At 28.0% G+C, this 15,358-nt stretch carries 12 protein-coding genes; 4 read left to right on the forward strand and 8 right to left on the reverse strand.

Features of this window, described 5'->3' with window-relative positions; genetic code table 11:
* Window positions 1-288 precede the first annotated feature (288 nt).
* Window positions 289-1,257, reverse strand: a complete 969-nt coding sequence (locus ACH2BC_RS11085; RefSeq protein ID WP_395054068.1) for a Gfo/Idh/MocA family protein — start codon at window positions 1,255-1,257, stop codon at window positions 289-291.
* Window positions 1,258-1,527: 270 nt separating this feature from the next.
* On the opposite strand from ACH2BC_RS11085, the gene ACH2BC_RS11090 reads away from it, so the two are divergent.
* Together ACH2BC_RS11090 and ACH2BC_RS11095 are read left to right on the forward strand one after the other, a co-directional pair.
* The gene (locus ACH2BC_RS11090) at window positions 1,528-2,169 is read left to right on the forward strand and encodes a protein-L-isoaspartate(D-aspartate) O-methyltransferase (protein WP_395054069.1); all 642 of its coding nucleotides are present in this window, start codon (window positions 1,528-1,530) and stop codon (window positions 2,167-2,169) included.
* A 92-nt stretch (window positions 2,170-2,261) separates the two neighbouring features.
* The gene (locus ACH2BC_RS11095) at window positions 2,262-6,008 is read left to right on the forward strand and encodes a transglutaminase domain-containing protein (protein WP_395054070.1); all 3,747 of its coding nucleotides are present in this window, start codon (window positions 2,262-2,264) and stop codon (window positions 6,006-6,008) included.
* Between the two features lie 66 nt (window positions 6,009-6,074).
* Here the strand turns inward: ACH2BC_RS11095 and ACH2BC_RS11100 are convergent, their stop codons facing one another.
* A complete protein-coding gene (locus ACH2BC_RS11100) occupies window positions 6,075-7,121 on the reverse strand; it encodes a Fic family protein (RefSeq protein ID WP_395054071.1) in 1,047 nt (348 codons plus the stop codon).
* A 64-nt stretch (window positions 7,122-7,185) separates the two neighbouring features.
* On the reverse strand, window positions 7,186-7,644 hold the full coding sequence (smpB, locus tag ACH2BC_RS11105) for an SsrA-binding protein SmpB (RefSeq protein ID WP_395054072.1): 459 nt from the start codon (window positions 7,642-7,644) through the stop codon (window positions 7,186-7,188).
* Between the two features lie 59 nt (window positions 7,645-7,703).
* On the opposite strand from smpB, the gene ACH2BC_RS11110 reads away from it, so the two are divergent.
* Complete coding sequence (locus tag ACH2BC_RS11110) at window positions 7,704-7,931, forward strand: VF530 family DNA-binding protein (RefSeq protein ID WP_395054073.1); 228 nt, start codon at window positions 7,704-7,706, stop codon at window positions 7,929-7,931.
* A gap of 167 nt (window positions 7,932-8,098) precedes the next feature.
* Here ACH2BC_RS11110 and ACH2BC_RS11115 read toward each other — a convergent pair whose 3' ends face one another.
* The 4 genes from ACH2BC_RS11115 to ACH2BC_RS11130 are packed head-to-tail and all read right to left on the reverse strand — an operon-like array spanning window position 8,099 to window position 12,262.
* Complete coding sequence (locus ACH2BC_RS11115) at window positions 8,099-9,619, reverse strand: hypothetical protein (protein WP_395054074.1); 1,521 nt, start codon at window positions 9,617-9,619, stop codon at window positions 8,099-8,101.
* Window positions 9,620-9,630: 11 nt separating this feature from the next.
* Entirely contained in the window at window positions 9,631-10,794 is a 1,164-nt protein-coding gene (locus tag ACH2BC_RS11120; RefSeq protein ID WP_395054075.1) for an ATP-binding cassette domain-containing protein, read from the reverse strand.
* A gap of 24 nt (window positions 10,795-10,818) precedes the next feature.
* Window positions 10,819-11,388, reverse strand: a complete 570-nt coding sequence (locus ACH2BC_RS11125; RefSeq protein WP_395054076.1) for a GNAT family N-acetyltransferase — start codon at window positions 11,386-11,388, stop codon at window positions 10,819-10,821.
* Between the two features lie 19 nt (window positions 11,389-11,407).
* Complete coding sequence (locus ACH2BC_RS11130) at window positions 11,408-12,262, reverse strand: aldose 1-epimerase family protein (RefSeq protein WP_395054077.1); 855 nt, start codon at window positions 12,260-12,262, stop codon at window positions 11,408-11,410.
* 169 nt (window positions 12,263-12,431) lie between these two features.
* Here ACH2BC_RS11130 and ACH2BC_RS11135 point away from each other — a divergent pair, with 169 nt between their 5' ends.
* Window positions 12,432-14,684 (forward strand): M1 family metallopeptidase, encoded by a 2,253-nt coding sequence (locus ACH2BC_RS11135; RefSeq protein ID WP_395054078.1) that lies wholly within the window; start codon window positions 12,432-12,434, stop codon window positions 14,682-14,684.
* Window positions 14,685-14,739: 55 nt separating this feature from the next.
* Here the strand turns inward: ACH2BC_RS11135 and ACH2BC_RS11140 are convergent, their stop codons facing one another.
* Window positions 14,740-15,243 (reverse strand): DUF4199 domain-containing protein, encoded by a 504-nt coding sequence (locus tag ACH2BC_RS11140; RefSeq protein ID WP_395054079.1) that lies wholly within the window; start codon window positions 15,241-15,243, stop codon window positions 14,740-14,742.
* Window positions 15,244-15,358: the final 115 nt, after the last annotated feature.

Genomic DNA, 15,358 nt, shown 5'->3' on the forward strand with positions numbered 1-15,358 from the left:
TTCTTTTACTAGATTGAGTATGTTTTGACCTTTAAAATTATCCATGTATCAGTATTTAATGGGACTAATATACGGAATTTAAATTAATAACTCAATAAATTATTTTATTTCGTATTTCAAAAAAGCATAATATGGCTGCAATTATCAATAAAATGTAAACTATGTATGCACCAAAAACAGTATTAAAGCCTTCTCCAATATTAGTTAAATTTAACGCAATGTAACCAATTGCAAACAAAAACAATAAAGGAATAAAATATGAAACTATATTGAATTGCGATTTCATGATTATCTACTTTCCATTGAATCAATAATCATATAAGCAACTCGCAAAGCTTCAGTTCCATCTTCCAATGTTACAATTGGAGTTGTATTATTATTTATTGCATCTGCAAATGATTCTAATTCATCTAGAATGGCATTATTTGGTTCTACATCTGGATTGGCAAAATAAATTTGTTTTTTATCGCCTTCGGCATTTTGTAAAATCATATCAAAATCGCCTGGAACTTCTGGTGCTTCTTTCATTTTTACGACTTCGCAAACCTTGTCTAAATAATCAACAGAAATGTATGCGTCTTTTTGAAAAAAACGTGATTTACGCATGTTTTTCATAGAAATTCTGCTAGAAGTAATATTGGCTACACAACCATTTTCAAATTCAATTCTAGCATTAGCAATATCTGGCGATTGACTCAAAACCGAAACTCCGCTAGCGTGAACTGCTTTTACTTTACTTTTTACAACACTTAAAATAGCATCAATATCGTGAATCATTAAATCTAAAACTACAGGAACATCTGTACCACGAGGATTAAACTCTGCCAAGCGATGCGTTTCTATAAACATTGGATTTTCAATCATATTTTTTACAGCAGTAAACGCAGGATTAAATCGTTCAACATGACCAACTTGACCTTTTACATTGTATTCTTTAGACAAAGCAATAATTTCTTCAGCTTCAAGAACTGTGGTTGCAATTGGTTTTTCTATAAAAACATTTTTGCCACTTTTTATAGCTACTTTGGCACATTTGTAATGAGAAAGAGTAGGAGTAACAATATCAATAACATCAACAGCATGAAGTAATCTTGCAATGGTATCAAATTGTTTGTAACCAAATTCAGCTTCAATTTTGGCTCCATTTTCGTGATTTTCATCATAAAAACCCACCAATTCATATTTTTCTGATTGTTGTAATAATCGTAAATGTATTTTTCCAAGATGACCAGCACCTAAAACGCCAACTTTTAGCATAAAATTAAATTTTATCAAAAGTACAAATTATAAAAGAAATTCCAATATTGAAAATTCCAAATTCCAACATTCTCAAATCGATGTATTTTGTAAGAAATTCCAATATTGAAATTCCAAATTCCAATATTCTCAAATTATTATATTAAATATGAAATTTCTATATTGAAATTCTAAATTCCAACGTTTATAAAAGATTGCATTATTTGGAATTTGGAATTTGCTTTTTGGAATTTTTAACTTTATTTTTACGAAAACTAATTTACTACCCAATTGAACAATACTAACAAGCATCAAGGACTTAGAAATCAACTAGCTAAAATTCTTGAAGACAAAGGAATTACTGATAAAAATGTGTTGGAAGCAATTAAAAAAATTCCGAGACATTTATTTTTAAATTCTAGTTTTGAAGATTTTGCCTATCAAGATAAAGCGTTTCCTATTGGTGCTGGTCAAACTATTTCGCAACCTTATACTGTAGCTTTTCAAAGTCAGTTATTAGAAGTAAAAAAAGAAGATAAAATTCTAGAAATTGGAACTGGAAGTGGTTATCAAACTGCCGTTTTATGTTTGCTTGGCGCAAAAGTATATTCTGTAGAACGTCAAAATGAGTTGTTTAAAACCACATCGTTATTGTTACCAAAATTAGGAATAAGACCTAAACATTTATCGTTTGGCGATGGTTACAAAGGTTTACCAAATTATGCACCATTTGATAGTATAATTGTAACTGCTGGCGCACCAATTATTCCGCAACCACTTATGGCTCAATTAAAAATAGGAGGAAAGCTTGTTATTCCGCTTGGCGAAAAAGAGCAAATTATGACAATGTTAATTAGAAAAAACGAAACCCAATTTGAGAAACACGAATTTGGTGATTTTAAATTTGTACCACTTCTAGAAAATAAAAATTAATACTTACAAATTTTTATCTAAAATTTGTATATTCGACGACAATTTATAAATTAAAAAACAACTACCAAAAAATTATAAAACCATAAGAATCAATGAAGAAAATTATTATTGTTTGCTTGTTATTTGTATCAATTTCATTTGCTCAAACTTCCGAAAAAAAGGTTTGGGATTTATTGTTAGCCAATAAACGTGAAGATGCACGTAAATTATTTGATAAAGAATTAAAATCTAAAATTAGTACTAATGTTGATTATCTAGTTTTAGATGGCATGTTAGAATATGAATTAGGTCAACTTTCATTTGACGATACTTATCTTCAAAAATTTATTGCCAATTGTAAACAAAAAGAATATTTATATCCGTTGTGGTACAAACCATTTATGATGGATAATTCTGTTTCCAATGGTTTTAACGATTTTACATATAAAAAAATAGATTTACTAGCAGCAAGTGAAACTTTTTCTAACGATTTATTAGTTATTTATTACAAAGGAGTTTGCGATAGAAAGCGAAAAAATATAGACAGTTATTACAGTCAAATGAAAAAGTTAAATGCTATTGAAGACTGGCAATATTGTGGCGTTTTTGAAAATCTTAACGATAGTGGTTTAGAAACAGAATATGAACCAGAATTGTATGCCAATAATGACAAGCTTTTTAATGCCAATAGTAACGGAAAAGTAGGTTGGTATATTCCTTTAGACAAACAAAATGAAGGTTATCATTTTTATACCAACGAAGCAGAATATGGTAACGGAATTATGTATTCGCAAGTATTTGTAGAATCGGCAGTTGATAGAACTGTACAATTAACATTTGGAACAAGCTCATCAATTAAAATATTTGTAAATGATGTAGAAATTTATGTAAATAATACAGCAGAAAATACAGATTTAAATGCTTTTAAATTAAAATTCAATTTATCAAAAGGTATCAATAGATTGTTAGTAAAATTTTCTACAAATTCTAGTAATGACAACTTTTTTATGTCTTTAACAGATGAAAGTAATGCAAAAATTAACGATTTAAAATATTACGACACCTTTAAAACTTACAATAAATCAACTTTAGAAAAACTAAATCCAGTTGAAGTAAATCCAGATTTTGAAGAATTTTTTAAAAATAAAATAACTGCAAATCCAGATAACGTTTTGTATCAAATTTTACTTTTTGAAGCGTATTCTAACAATAGTAAAAATGATTTAGCATTCGATGTTTTAGAAAATTTGGTTAAGAAATACCCAAAATCATCGTTGATTCAGGTGATGCAAATGACCAACTATGCTAACAAAAAAGAAGAGCAAAAAGTAGAAGAAATTTCTAAAAATATGGAAGTAAATGATGAAAATTATTACTACACCATTTTAAAGAAAGTACAAGATCAAGACTGGTTAAAAAGTGCAAATATTGTTGAGCTTGAAAAGTTTAGAGACAAAGCTAAGAGTATAAAATCGGATATGGTTTTAATATTATATGATTTTATTTTGGCATCAAGAAAGTCTGATATTAACCTAATGTTAAAAGGAGTTGAAGATTTATTTGCAAAATCAAATAACAACGAATTTTATATCACTTCATTTTCTAGTGTTTATGAAAGTTTGAAAAATGACAAGGCAAAAACCATTCAAATGCTTGAAGATTTAGTTGCTAAAAAAGATAATTTAACTGCTTTAAATCAATTATTAGGATATTATAAAGACGCTAATAGAAAAGAAGATGTAGAAAAAATAGTTAAAGACATTAAAGATAGATATGCTTATTCTAATGGAGTTAGAAGAGATTATATTGAAATTTTAATTGATGATAAACGATATGACGAAGCGCATAAAGAAATTGATAGAGCATTATTAAATTACCCATATTCTTTTTCTTTTATGAAAATGAAAGGTTCTGTTTATAACAATCAAAACAATCTTGTACAGGCAGAAAAATATTTTAGACAATCATTATCGCACGATTCTGGAAACAGTAGTTTAAGAAAACAGTTGTATGATATTACAAAAACTCCAGATGAAATTGAAGAAGTTGCCACTAAAGATATTTATAAATTAATAAAACAAAGAAGAAACACAACTTTAAAAGGAGATTATGGTGTAACAACTTTGCTAGATGAATATATTGTAAATGTTTTACCAGAAGGTGGAAGAAAATCTAAAGTTAATTTTGTTTATGAAATTACTTCAGAGAAAGGAATTGAAGAAATGAAAGAGTATTCTATTGATTCATACAGTAATACCATTTTAAAATCGGAAATTGTAAAAATTGATGGTTCAATTGTACCAGCAGAAGAAGGCGATGGAACATTAGTTTTTACAGATTTAAAAGTGGGTGATGTAATTTTTGTTCAATATGAAAGATATGAAAATTCATCAGGTAGATTTTATAAAGATTTCGATTTGTCATGTTATTTCAATAGTTCTTATCCAGAAGTTGAAGCAATATTTGGATTTATTTATCCGCAAGGAACAGAATATATTTCAGATTTTATAAACGGTACAGTTCCATCTACAACTAAAAAAGTAAATAGTAAAACATGTATGATTTGGAAACGAACCAATGTTCCGGCAATGGCTCTAAACGAATCTTATTCTCCAGCATATAGCGATTTGACTAATACAATTAGAATTTCAACCATTAAATCTTGGAAAGAAATTTCTAATTGGTATTCAGATTTAGTGAAGAAAAGTTTGAAAATTGATAAAATAACCAAAGCATCATTTGCAGAAATTTTTCCAAAAGGAGTTGCAGGAATATCGCAAGAAGAAATTGCTAAAAAAATATACGCTTACATTGGAAACAACATAACATACAGTTCATTAGATTTTAGACAAAGTGGATATGTTCCTCAAAAACCATCCAAAACTATTACAACAAAACTTGGCGATTGTAAAGATGTATCAACATTATTTGTTGCCTTTAGCGAACTTGCAGGTTTAAAAGCCAATTTGGTTTTGGTAACAACTAACGATAACGGATTTACTTCAATGTTACTTCCATCTAATGATTTTAACCATTGTATTGTGAAAGTGGTACTTGATGGTAAAGATTATTTCCTTGAATTGACTGATAAATATTTGCCATTTAAAGCATTGCCAAATTCATTACATAAAGCAAATGCACTAGTAATTTCATTTGACAAAGCAGAAAACGAGAAATCTAAAATCATTAATATTCCGTTTGATAATGCTGTAAAAAATGTAAATTCAACTACAACAGTTATTAATATTGACGATAAATCTAAAAATTTTACTAATACATTTACAGTTCAAGGATCAAATAAATCCTATTATAACGAATTGTTTTCAACTGCAACAACAGAAGATGTTAGAAAGAAAAAAATTGAAGAAGAATACAATAACAATACTAAAAAAGTAGTTTCACTTCAATCGGCAAAGGTTATAACCAATGAAACATTTGACAAAGACATTACATTTGAAACCAAATTTTCTATTGCAGAAAAATTAAAATCGGTAGGAAATTTAAAAATTACAGAACTTCCATTTCTCGATAAAGTGTACACTAGAGATATTATTGCGCTTGAAACTAGAAAGTATGATATTCAATATTTTAGTTATGAAAATAGTTTAAATTACGACAATACCATTATTTTAAACATACCAGAAAATCAAAAGTTTACAGAAGTTCCAGAGAATAAATCATATCAATATAAAAATCATAAATATGATATAAAATTTGAATTGGTTAAACCAAATTCTTTAAAAGTAGTAAGAACAGTAGCAACACCTTGGGATAATATTTCGGTTGCAGAATATGCAGATTATAAAAAATATGTAGACGAAATTATTGCTACAGAAGAACAAATTGTTGGGTTTAAATAGACACAATTATAATGTAAATAAATAAACCTATTAAGAAAATATTTTTAATGGGTTTTTGTTTTAAAATTACTGACTAATTATGCTTAAATAACGTTCTAAACATTCTTTTTCTGTAGTTGCAATAAATAGTAAAAAATCATGATTATTTCCTTTAGTTTGTGCAATTTCTAGCGCGTTGTAATACTTCATTCTAGATTCGTAATCTCCTTTTATATTGGCAATTACAAATCCGTTTTGTAGTAAAATTAAATTCATAACCAATCTTGATGTTCTACCGTTTCCATCTATAAATGGATGAATTGTTACCAATTTTTCGTGCATTTGTGCAGCAAGAATTACTGGGTGTAGTCTTTTTTTATGGGTTTCATACCAAATAAAATAATCTTCCATTTCTTTTGGAACAATATAGGGTTGAGGTGGCATAAAACTACTACCTTTTATCATTACTTGAACTTTTCTATACTTTCCTGCATCTTCTGGAATAATTCCTCTTAATATTAAATTATGAATACATAAAATTTCTCTTTCATTAAAAGAAAAATTTTGGTCTATTAATTGTTTAATATAACCAATTGCCTCAACGTGATTAATTGCTTCAAGATGTTCACGCATACTTTTTCCAGAAATTGTTAATCCTTCATTAACGACTAAATCTGTTTCCCGAAGTGTTAAAGTGTTTCCTTCAATTCTATTGCTTTCAAAAGTGTATTCTAGTTCTAATGCTTGAGCTATTCTAAAACTATCAAATTGTCTAAATTTTTCTAATTGTACTTTTAAAATATCAATTTCATTTATTAATAATTGCAAAGTATTTGATAATGTAGGTGTAAGTAATTGATATTCTAATCTATCTTCTTGAACCATATTCATTGCTTTTAAAGCTAAATCATCATCGCCAATTTCATGAAGAATTTTTTCTTTTAGCCAAGCAATCATTAAGGTTTCATAGTCTATGTCTAAGACTTTAGATAGTTTTAATATTTGTTCTTTAGTTGGTTTGCGTGAGCCATTTTCGTATTTACTTATTAATGCTTGATCAATTTGTATAAGCTGCGCCAATTCACGAGTTTTTAATCCTTTTAATTCTCTTGCGTTTTTTAATAAATTTTTCATACTTAATGACTGATTAATTCTTGACAAATTTAGTCATAAATTTTATAAAAAAAAGAGTTTAACTCTAATTAAACTCTTTTTTTATTCTAGCTAAATCGCGTTTAGTATCTTGTTCTTTTAAAGATTCGCGTTTGTCGTATGTTTTTTTACCTCTACAAAGTGCAATTTCTAATTTTGCCAAACCTTTTTCACTTGTAAATAAACGTAATGGAATAATGGTTAAACCTTTAGTTTCTACACTTCTTGAAAGTGATTTTAATTCTCTTTTATTAAGTAATAATTTGCGTTCGCTTCGAGCTTTATGATTAAATTGGTTTCCAAAAGCGTATTCTTCTATTGATGTATTTATGGCAAATAATTCTCCACCATCGTTAAATTCGCAAAAACTTTCAGTAATGTTGGCTTTTCCTAATCGGATAGATTTTATTTCGGTTCCAGTTAAAACAATTCCTGCCGAAAAGGTTTCGATAATTTCATAATCGAATTTGGCTTTTTTATTGAGAATATTGGCAGTTTTTATCATAGCTGTGCAAATGTAGTAACTATTGAATGAAACTACAATTTATTTTATAAATTTGCCAAATGGAAAAATCTAAAGATACACTTCACGGAATTACACTTTTAAAAATGGTTGAAGATCTTGAAGCTTTTTACGGATTTGACACACTTGGCGAATTGATTAAAATTAAATGTTTTACTGAAAATCCGAGTGTAAAATCTAGTTTATCTTTTCTTAGAAAAACCGATTGGGCAAGAACTAAAGTTGAAAATTTATACGTTAGAACTTTGCCAAAAATGAATAAACAATAAAGACAAAAATTTTTAGCCCTGATGGAAGTGGCATCCTTTTTTTAATTGCCTTGAGATTTTCTCAAGGCAATTAAAAAAAGATAGAACGTACAGCAGGAATTTCCATACTTAATAAAGCCCAAGCCAAATTGCTTCTGATATTCATTAGCATAAATACTGATAAAAATTTAGCTTTCGGCAACGCCACGCCATTGTTTAAACTTTTTAGATAATAAAAGCATTATTATAATTATTAAAACATAATTTAGATACATTAACAATAATCCGTTGTCTTGTAAAAAGTTTATTTTAGGGAAGTTTTCAGTATTTATTGTGCCATAATAATTATTGTAACCAGAAATTTCTTTCGCAGCTTGAAGTATTAAATAATACACAATTGGACCAAATGCTGGCAACATCCAAAGCATTGCGTTTATAGTGATTGCTGACATTTTTTTTCCTTTATTGTTATAGAGTATGACAAAAAAGTAAATTAAAAGTATAAGAAAAACTACCAAAATTGATATTAAATAGACGTATTCTGACGATGAAATTGCTGATAAAATTCCGATAATGATGTTTAAAACTCCAAGCGAAACTACTGCAATTAACCAACTTTTTCCAGATGTTATTCTGAACGAGAATAGTAATAACGAAATTCCAAGTGCAACATAAAGCGATATTAAATAGGTTTCCCAACCAATTATTGGTTTTACATAAGAATCGGCAATTTTAGAGTAAGCAAATTTTAGTGATTGCTCTGGAACGTAATATTTATTTACAACATATTCTGTTCCTTTTATTGTAGTAAGAAATTGATCTTCAGCATCATAATTTGATTCACCTGGATTGTTATTTGGGTAATAAACTTCCATAGCTTCACCGCCAATGAGTTTGTATTTTTCAAATGTTGGATAATCATAAATTAAATCTAACCATTTATTTTCGTCAATACTTGCATCTAATTTATGCTCTTTTGCAATGGCTAAATAATTTTTAAACAATGTTTTAACTGAGTCTTTTTCATTGTTTACCAGCCAATTTCTAATTCGATTTTTATTGATAGAATCTTCATCTCGATTAAAAAAAACATAGCTGTTTAAATTTTTATTTATTAATGAATTATAAGAATATTTTTTTCCTTGATAATTAAAAAATGAAGTACTGTTTTTATCTACAACTGCTGCACTATCAACTGTTACTGATTCGTAATTGTCATTATCATATTCATTATAATAATTTTCATAAGATCCGTCTACAAAATAAGAACCAAGACTTAAAGTTTCACAACGTTTTTTAGCGTCACTTTCGCTGTAATAACTTCTAACTCTTACATCTTTTCCATAAAAATAAGTAGTCATATAGGTTACTAAAAATATACAACCAAGTAACATTAATAACCATTCTTTAAATAATGAAAAATTACCTTTAGGATAAAAAGATTTTAATGCATTGTTTTTAAAATAGTAAACTGCCCAAACAATTAAAGACAAAATGGTTACTAAAACACATAAAAAACCAATTGTTCCATCGTTGGTATTAAAGCCGTAATTACTTTCAGATTCTGTAAAATCTATTGAACCATTGAAATAGCCAAGTGTAAAAAATATAATATGAAAAAGTAATCCGTAAAATACAACTGGAACAATTTTAGTATTCCAAAGCAAAGGATAATTTATTAGAAGGTATTTTTGAATAGTTGCGAACATAGTTTTTAGATTTAAGAGACAAAAAAGCGACGTGTAGAATTAGATATATTTCTGAAATACTGCAACGGAATTTTATTAGAAATTGCCAATTGCATAAAATCGTAGACCGAATAGTTCTCTGGAAAAGTTACAATATAAGTTCCACCATTAAATTGTAATGAAATCATTTCTAAGGTTTTAAATAACTCGCCAAGTTGACTTTGTGTAAAGCTGCTTTCAAATTCTAGTACTAAATTATTTTCTGGTTGTACTTCATCAGCTGAAACTGATTTTTCGTAAAGATTTTTTTGTTTTCCGTGTTTTAAGAAAATTACTTGGTCTGATGTTTTTTCAACTTCATACAATTGTTGCGAACTCAATACTATTCCTATTGGTCTAAAAGGCGATTTAGCAATAGATTTAAAATCTTCTAAAACAGTTTGTTGCGCAAGAATATCTAAATTGGCAAGTGGTTCATCTATCAATAATATTTTAGGTTTGCGAAGTAACATTCTTGCCAATTCAAAACGCATTTTATATCCAGACGATAAACTTTTCCAAGCGTGATTTCTAAATTTTCGTAAACCCAAACGAGCAATAATTAATTCTACAATTAGTTCATTTTCTTCTGGTTTATAACCGTAACTTGAAGCTGTAAATTGTAAATTTTCAAACATTGAGCCATACCAAGTATCAGTTCGTTGCGGAATATATACAAGTTGCGTTCTTAAATCAAAACGATCAGTATAACTAAAATGATAATTTACTTTTCCGTTAGTTGGAAATAATTCGCCACATAAAGCTCGTAGTAAAGTTGTTTTTCCGTTTCCATTTTCTCCAACTAATCCTAGAATTTCACCTTGTTTAAGTTCTAATTCTATTGGTCCAAGTCCAAAACTAGAAATTCCATAGCTTTTTTGTAAGCCAGAAGTTGTTACTAAAACTTGTTTTTGAGCTAGTGGTTTTTTGCTTAAAACACTATATAAATCGGATAAAATTATATTGTATTTTTCCTTTTTTTGTTCAATCAAACTCTCATTTGTGTCTAACCAAATTAAAAATTCATTGGTTTTTTTATATTGATTTACATCTTCTGTATCTAAAGTTAAATCAATAATTCTCTTGGTTAGAATAGAATAGTCTTCAAATTTTAGAAAATTTTGTAACTCTTCATATTGTTTTTCAAATTCGTTCATATATAGGTTTTATTTAAACTGAATTTATTTCAGTTTCATATTAAAATTTCGTTTCAGTATTGAATAAATTACAGTATCCCAAAATTTACCATCATACAGTTCATTTTCAAGTATATGTGCTTCTTTTACAAAATTATTTTTTAGTAAAACTTTTTCAGACGCAACATTATCTGGATCAATAACTGCTTCTATAGAATGCATGTGTAAGTCTTCAAATCCGTATTTTAAAACCACATCTATTGCATCAGAAATAATGCCTTTTCCCCAATATTCTTTCAGAATCATATAACCAATTTCGCATCTGTGATTTTCTGGTTGAATTCTATAATGACCAATAATACCAATTAATTTAGGATTTCCTTTTACGGTAATTGCCCAATTTATTCCAATATTAGATTCAATTTTGTCATCAATCATTTTTATGTGTTCCAAAGCTTCATCTTTATTTGTTACTAAAGGTCTTGGAATGTATTTCATAGTTTCTTTATCGCCACGAAGTTCCATAACTTCTGCAACATCATCAGTAGAAACCCTTCGCAATAGTAAACGATTAGTTTCTAAATTTTTAAACGGATGAAAATTAATGATTAACATAAAAATATTTTTTGTGAATTTATAAAATTTCAATGATAAATTGATAATTCTGACTTTCTTTTGGAGCCAAAATTTGAATTCCTTCTTTTTCAAATAAATTTTGATTACTATTTATACTATCAGAATAACCATCCCAAGGTTCTATACAAATAAATGGTGCATCTTGTTTGGTCCAAATTCCAAGATTTTTAAATTTTGGAAACTTTAATTTAATATATTCTTTATCATTTTCTAAAATTGTTATCTCTTTAGATTTTAATGATTTAAAAATAAGAGCATCATTTTCAAATTTAGAATATTGTAGCGCTAAATTTTTATCTAGTAATTCAATTTCATAATTTTTATCAGATAACAAACCGTTTTCTAACGTAAAACATTCTAAGGTTTCTTGTTCTTGAAACTGTAACGAATAGTTTTCAAAATTTCCTTTTAAAGCAAATGCTGGGTGTAAACCAAAACTAAATGGAATATTTATAGTGTCATAATTATCTATTTCACAGAAGTATGCCAATAAATTATCATTTAAATTAAAACCTATTTTTAGTTTAAACTTAAAAGGATATACTTTTAATGTTTCTTCATCATATTTCAATGATAAAAGTACAAAATCATCTTTTTGATACATTACTTTAAACTCTCTATCTCTTGCAAATCCATGTCTTAGTAATTCATATTTAGTATCTTCATAAAAATAGGAATCATCTTTTAAAGTACCCACAATTGGAAATAGTATTGGCGAATGTTTTCCCCAAAATTCAGGATTTCCTTCCCACATATATTCTTTGTTGGTAACGTGATTTTTAAAAGACACGAGTTCTGCTCCTTTTAAATCAATAGTTGCAGTGTATTTAGAGTTTGAAATGGATGTTGTCAAGATATTTATATAATTTAGTTTCTAAAGTTAATTTAAAATGTTAAAATTAAAACTATTTTAAAAAATAACGTAACAAAATAAAGTTTAGTACTACTAATTTTTAAATTATATGAAATAGATGGTATTTGCATTATATTTCTTTTATTTGCTAAAGCTAATTTTCAATGATATGAAACACATTTTTTTAAAAGCATTTACACTTTTTGCTTTGTTTTTAGGATTTAATTCGGCGTTTGCACAAGAAGCAAAACCAACAAGTAGTTACAATTATAACGAAGCTTTTGGAAATAATTTTTATACTAAAAATGCAACCGAAACTCGATCGGCAAGTGGTCAACCTGGAGCAAAATATTGGCAAAATAGAGCCGATTATAATTTGGCTGTATCCTTAAACGATCAAACAAATGAAATTAGTGGTACAGAAATTTTAACCTACACTAATAATAGTCCAGACAAATTGGGTTTTTTATGGATGAATGTTGATCAAAATTTATTTAAAAAAGATTCTCGTGGCAACGCAATTATTTCTGTAAAAGGAAGTAGAAACGGAGCAAAAGGTCAAGATTTTGATGGAGGATTTAAAATAAAATCAGTTAAAATAATTTCAGTTGTTGCCGGAAAATCTGTTGAAACTAATGCAACATTTTCAATTACTGATACAAGAATGCAAGTAGATTTACCACAAGAATTAAAAGCAAATGGCAGTTCTGTAAAATTAAAAATAGACTTTTCTTATATTTCTCCACTATATGGTTCAGACAGAACAGGAGTTTTAGATACTAAAAATGGTAAAATTTTTACAATTGCACAATGGTATCCAAGAATGTGCGTATATGATGATGTTCGAGGTTGGAATACACTTCCATACGTTGGCGCAGGCGAGTTTTATTTAGAATATGGTGATTATGATATTTCAATAACCGCACCAGCAAATCATATTGTAGTTTGTTCTGGAGAATTGCAAAATACAGCCGAAGTTTATACTACAGAACAACAAAAACGTTGGGCAACTGCTAAAACTAGTGATAAAACAGTAATGATTAGAACGGTTGAAGAAGTTACCAATGCTAGTTCTCGTCCAACAGGAAAAACCAATTTAACTTGGAAATTTAAACTTAAAAATGCACGTGATGCATCTTGGGCTTCATCGGCATCATTTATTATTGACGCTGCAAGAATTAACTTGCCAAGTGGAAAAAAATCTCTAGCAATTTCTGCTTATCCTAGCGAAAGTAATGGAGGAAATGCTTGGGAAAGAAGTACTGAATATACTAAAGCTTCTATAGAAAATTATTCCAAAAGATGGTTTGAATATCCATATCCAGCAGCAACAAATGTAGCAGGAAATGAAGGCGGAATGGAATATCCAGGAATTGTTTTTTGTGGATATGAAAGTAAAGGTGCTGCACTTTGGGGTGTAACTGATCATGAATTTGGACACATTTGGTTTCCTATGATTGTTGGTTCTAACGAACGTTTATTTGCTTGGATGGACGAAGGTTTTAATACATTTATAAACGGATTAAGTTCGCAAGATTTTAATAATGGAGAATACAAACAACCAATAACTAATATGCATCAAGCATCTGGACAATTAACGAATCCAGAAATGGAACCAGTTATGGCTGCACCAGATAACTTAAAAGAAGCTAATCTTGGAATTCTAGCTTATTTTAAACCAGGTTCAGGATTAGAAGTTTTAAGAAATCAAATACTTGGTGCTGAACGTTTTGACAAAGCTTTAACAACTTATATTACTCGTTGGGCATACAAACATCCAATGCCAGATGACTTTTTTAGAACTATGGAAAATGTTTCTGGTGAAGATTTAAGTTGGTTTTGGAGAAGTTGGTTTGTAAATAATTGGAGTTTAGATCAAGCAATTACAAAAGTAAAATATGTAAAAAATGATGCTAAAAATGGTGCTTTAATTACTGTTGATAACCTTGATAAAATGCCAATGCCAGTTGTAGTAGAATTTAAAACTAAAAGCGGAATAACTTCTAGAATGACTTTGCCTGTAGAAATATGGAAGAGAAATACTTCTTGGACATTTAAATTCAATTCTACTGAAGAATTAGACACAATAACTCTTGATCCAGAAAATGCATTTCCAGACAGTAATGACGAAAATAATGTTTGGACAAATGCTAAAAATGGTATTGAAAAAGGTGTTGTTTTAGATCAATATTTGGGAGAATTTTCTAGTTTACAAATTCCAATTAAAATTACTACTACAGAAGAAGATGGCAGTTTAGTTTTAAATGCAACAGGACAACCAACTATTCCTTTAGAAGGAAAAGGAAATGGAAAATTTATTTATGAGCAAGCACAACTTATTCTTCAATTTAATGCTAAAAACGATTCTTTTATACTAGAAATTGGTGGTCAAAAATTTGATTTTACTAGAGATAAAAAATAGTTTTCAAATCTTTTATTTATAAAAAAGGTGCAAATTTATTTGCACCTTTTTTAATTTAAATCAGACTTTTTCGTTTTAAAGCCAATGCAGCAATTGCAGAAACCAAAATACCTAATGGAAAAATTTCTAAATAGGTTAATAAAATTATCATTATAGGATTTTTATACCATTCTTTCATGTGATTAATATCTTTAGTTTCCTTTGCAAGATCTTCTGGTTTAGCATTTTTTAATGCTATTTCGCCAAATTTTTCCATAAAATCTGGAAAGAAATTGTAATATATAATTAACCAAATCACTACATAAATTGTAGAAATTAGCAATGAAATTAAAACTCCTGTAATAAAAGCTTTTTTTAAAGTTATGCTGTTATTGTTAGCATCGCGTTGCTGTTTAACTCCAAGAATAACAAAAATAAATGCTAAAAACATTCCTCCAAAACCCAGAATCATATTAGGTTCAACAGTTGGATCGGCTTTCATACTTAATGTTACAAATATCATAGATAAACTAACAATTAAACCACCAAAAATGCCGTTTCTTAGTATAATTTTTCTCATAACTAGTTAAAATTTTAATTAAATTTTAAGAATTGTTTAAGTAAATGTATATAAAAACTTTTGATAAAACCAAAATAGCAACTGTATTTTAAATTTAGTATTTAAAATAAGATGT

It is taken from the genome of Flavobacterium sp. (assembly GCF_043760115.1).
Classification (GTDB): Bacteria; Bacteroidota; Bacteroidia; order Flavobacteriales; family Flavobacteriaceae; genus Flavobacterium.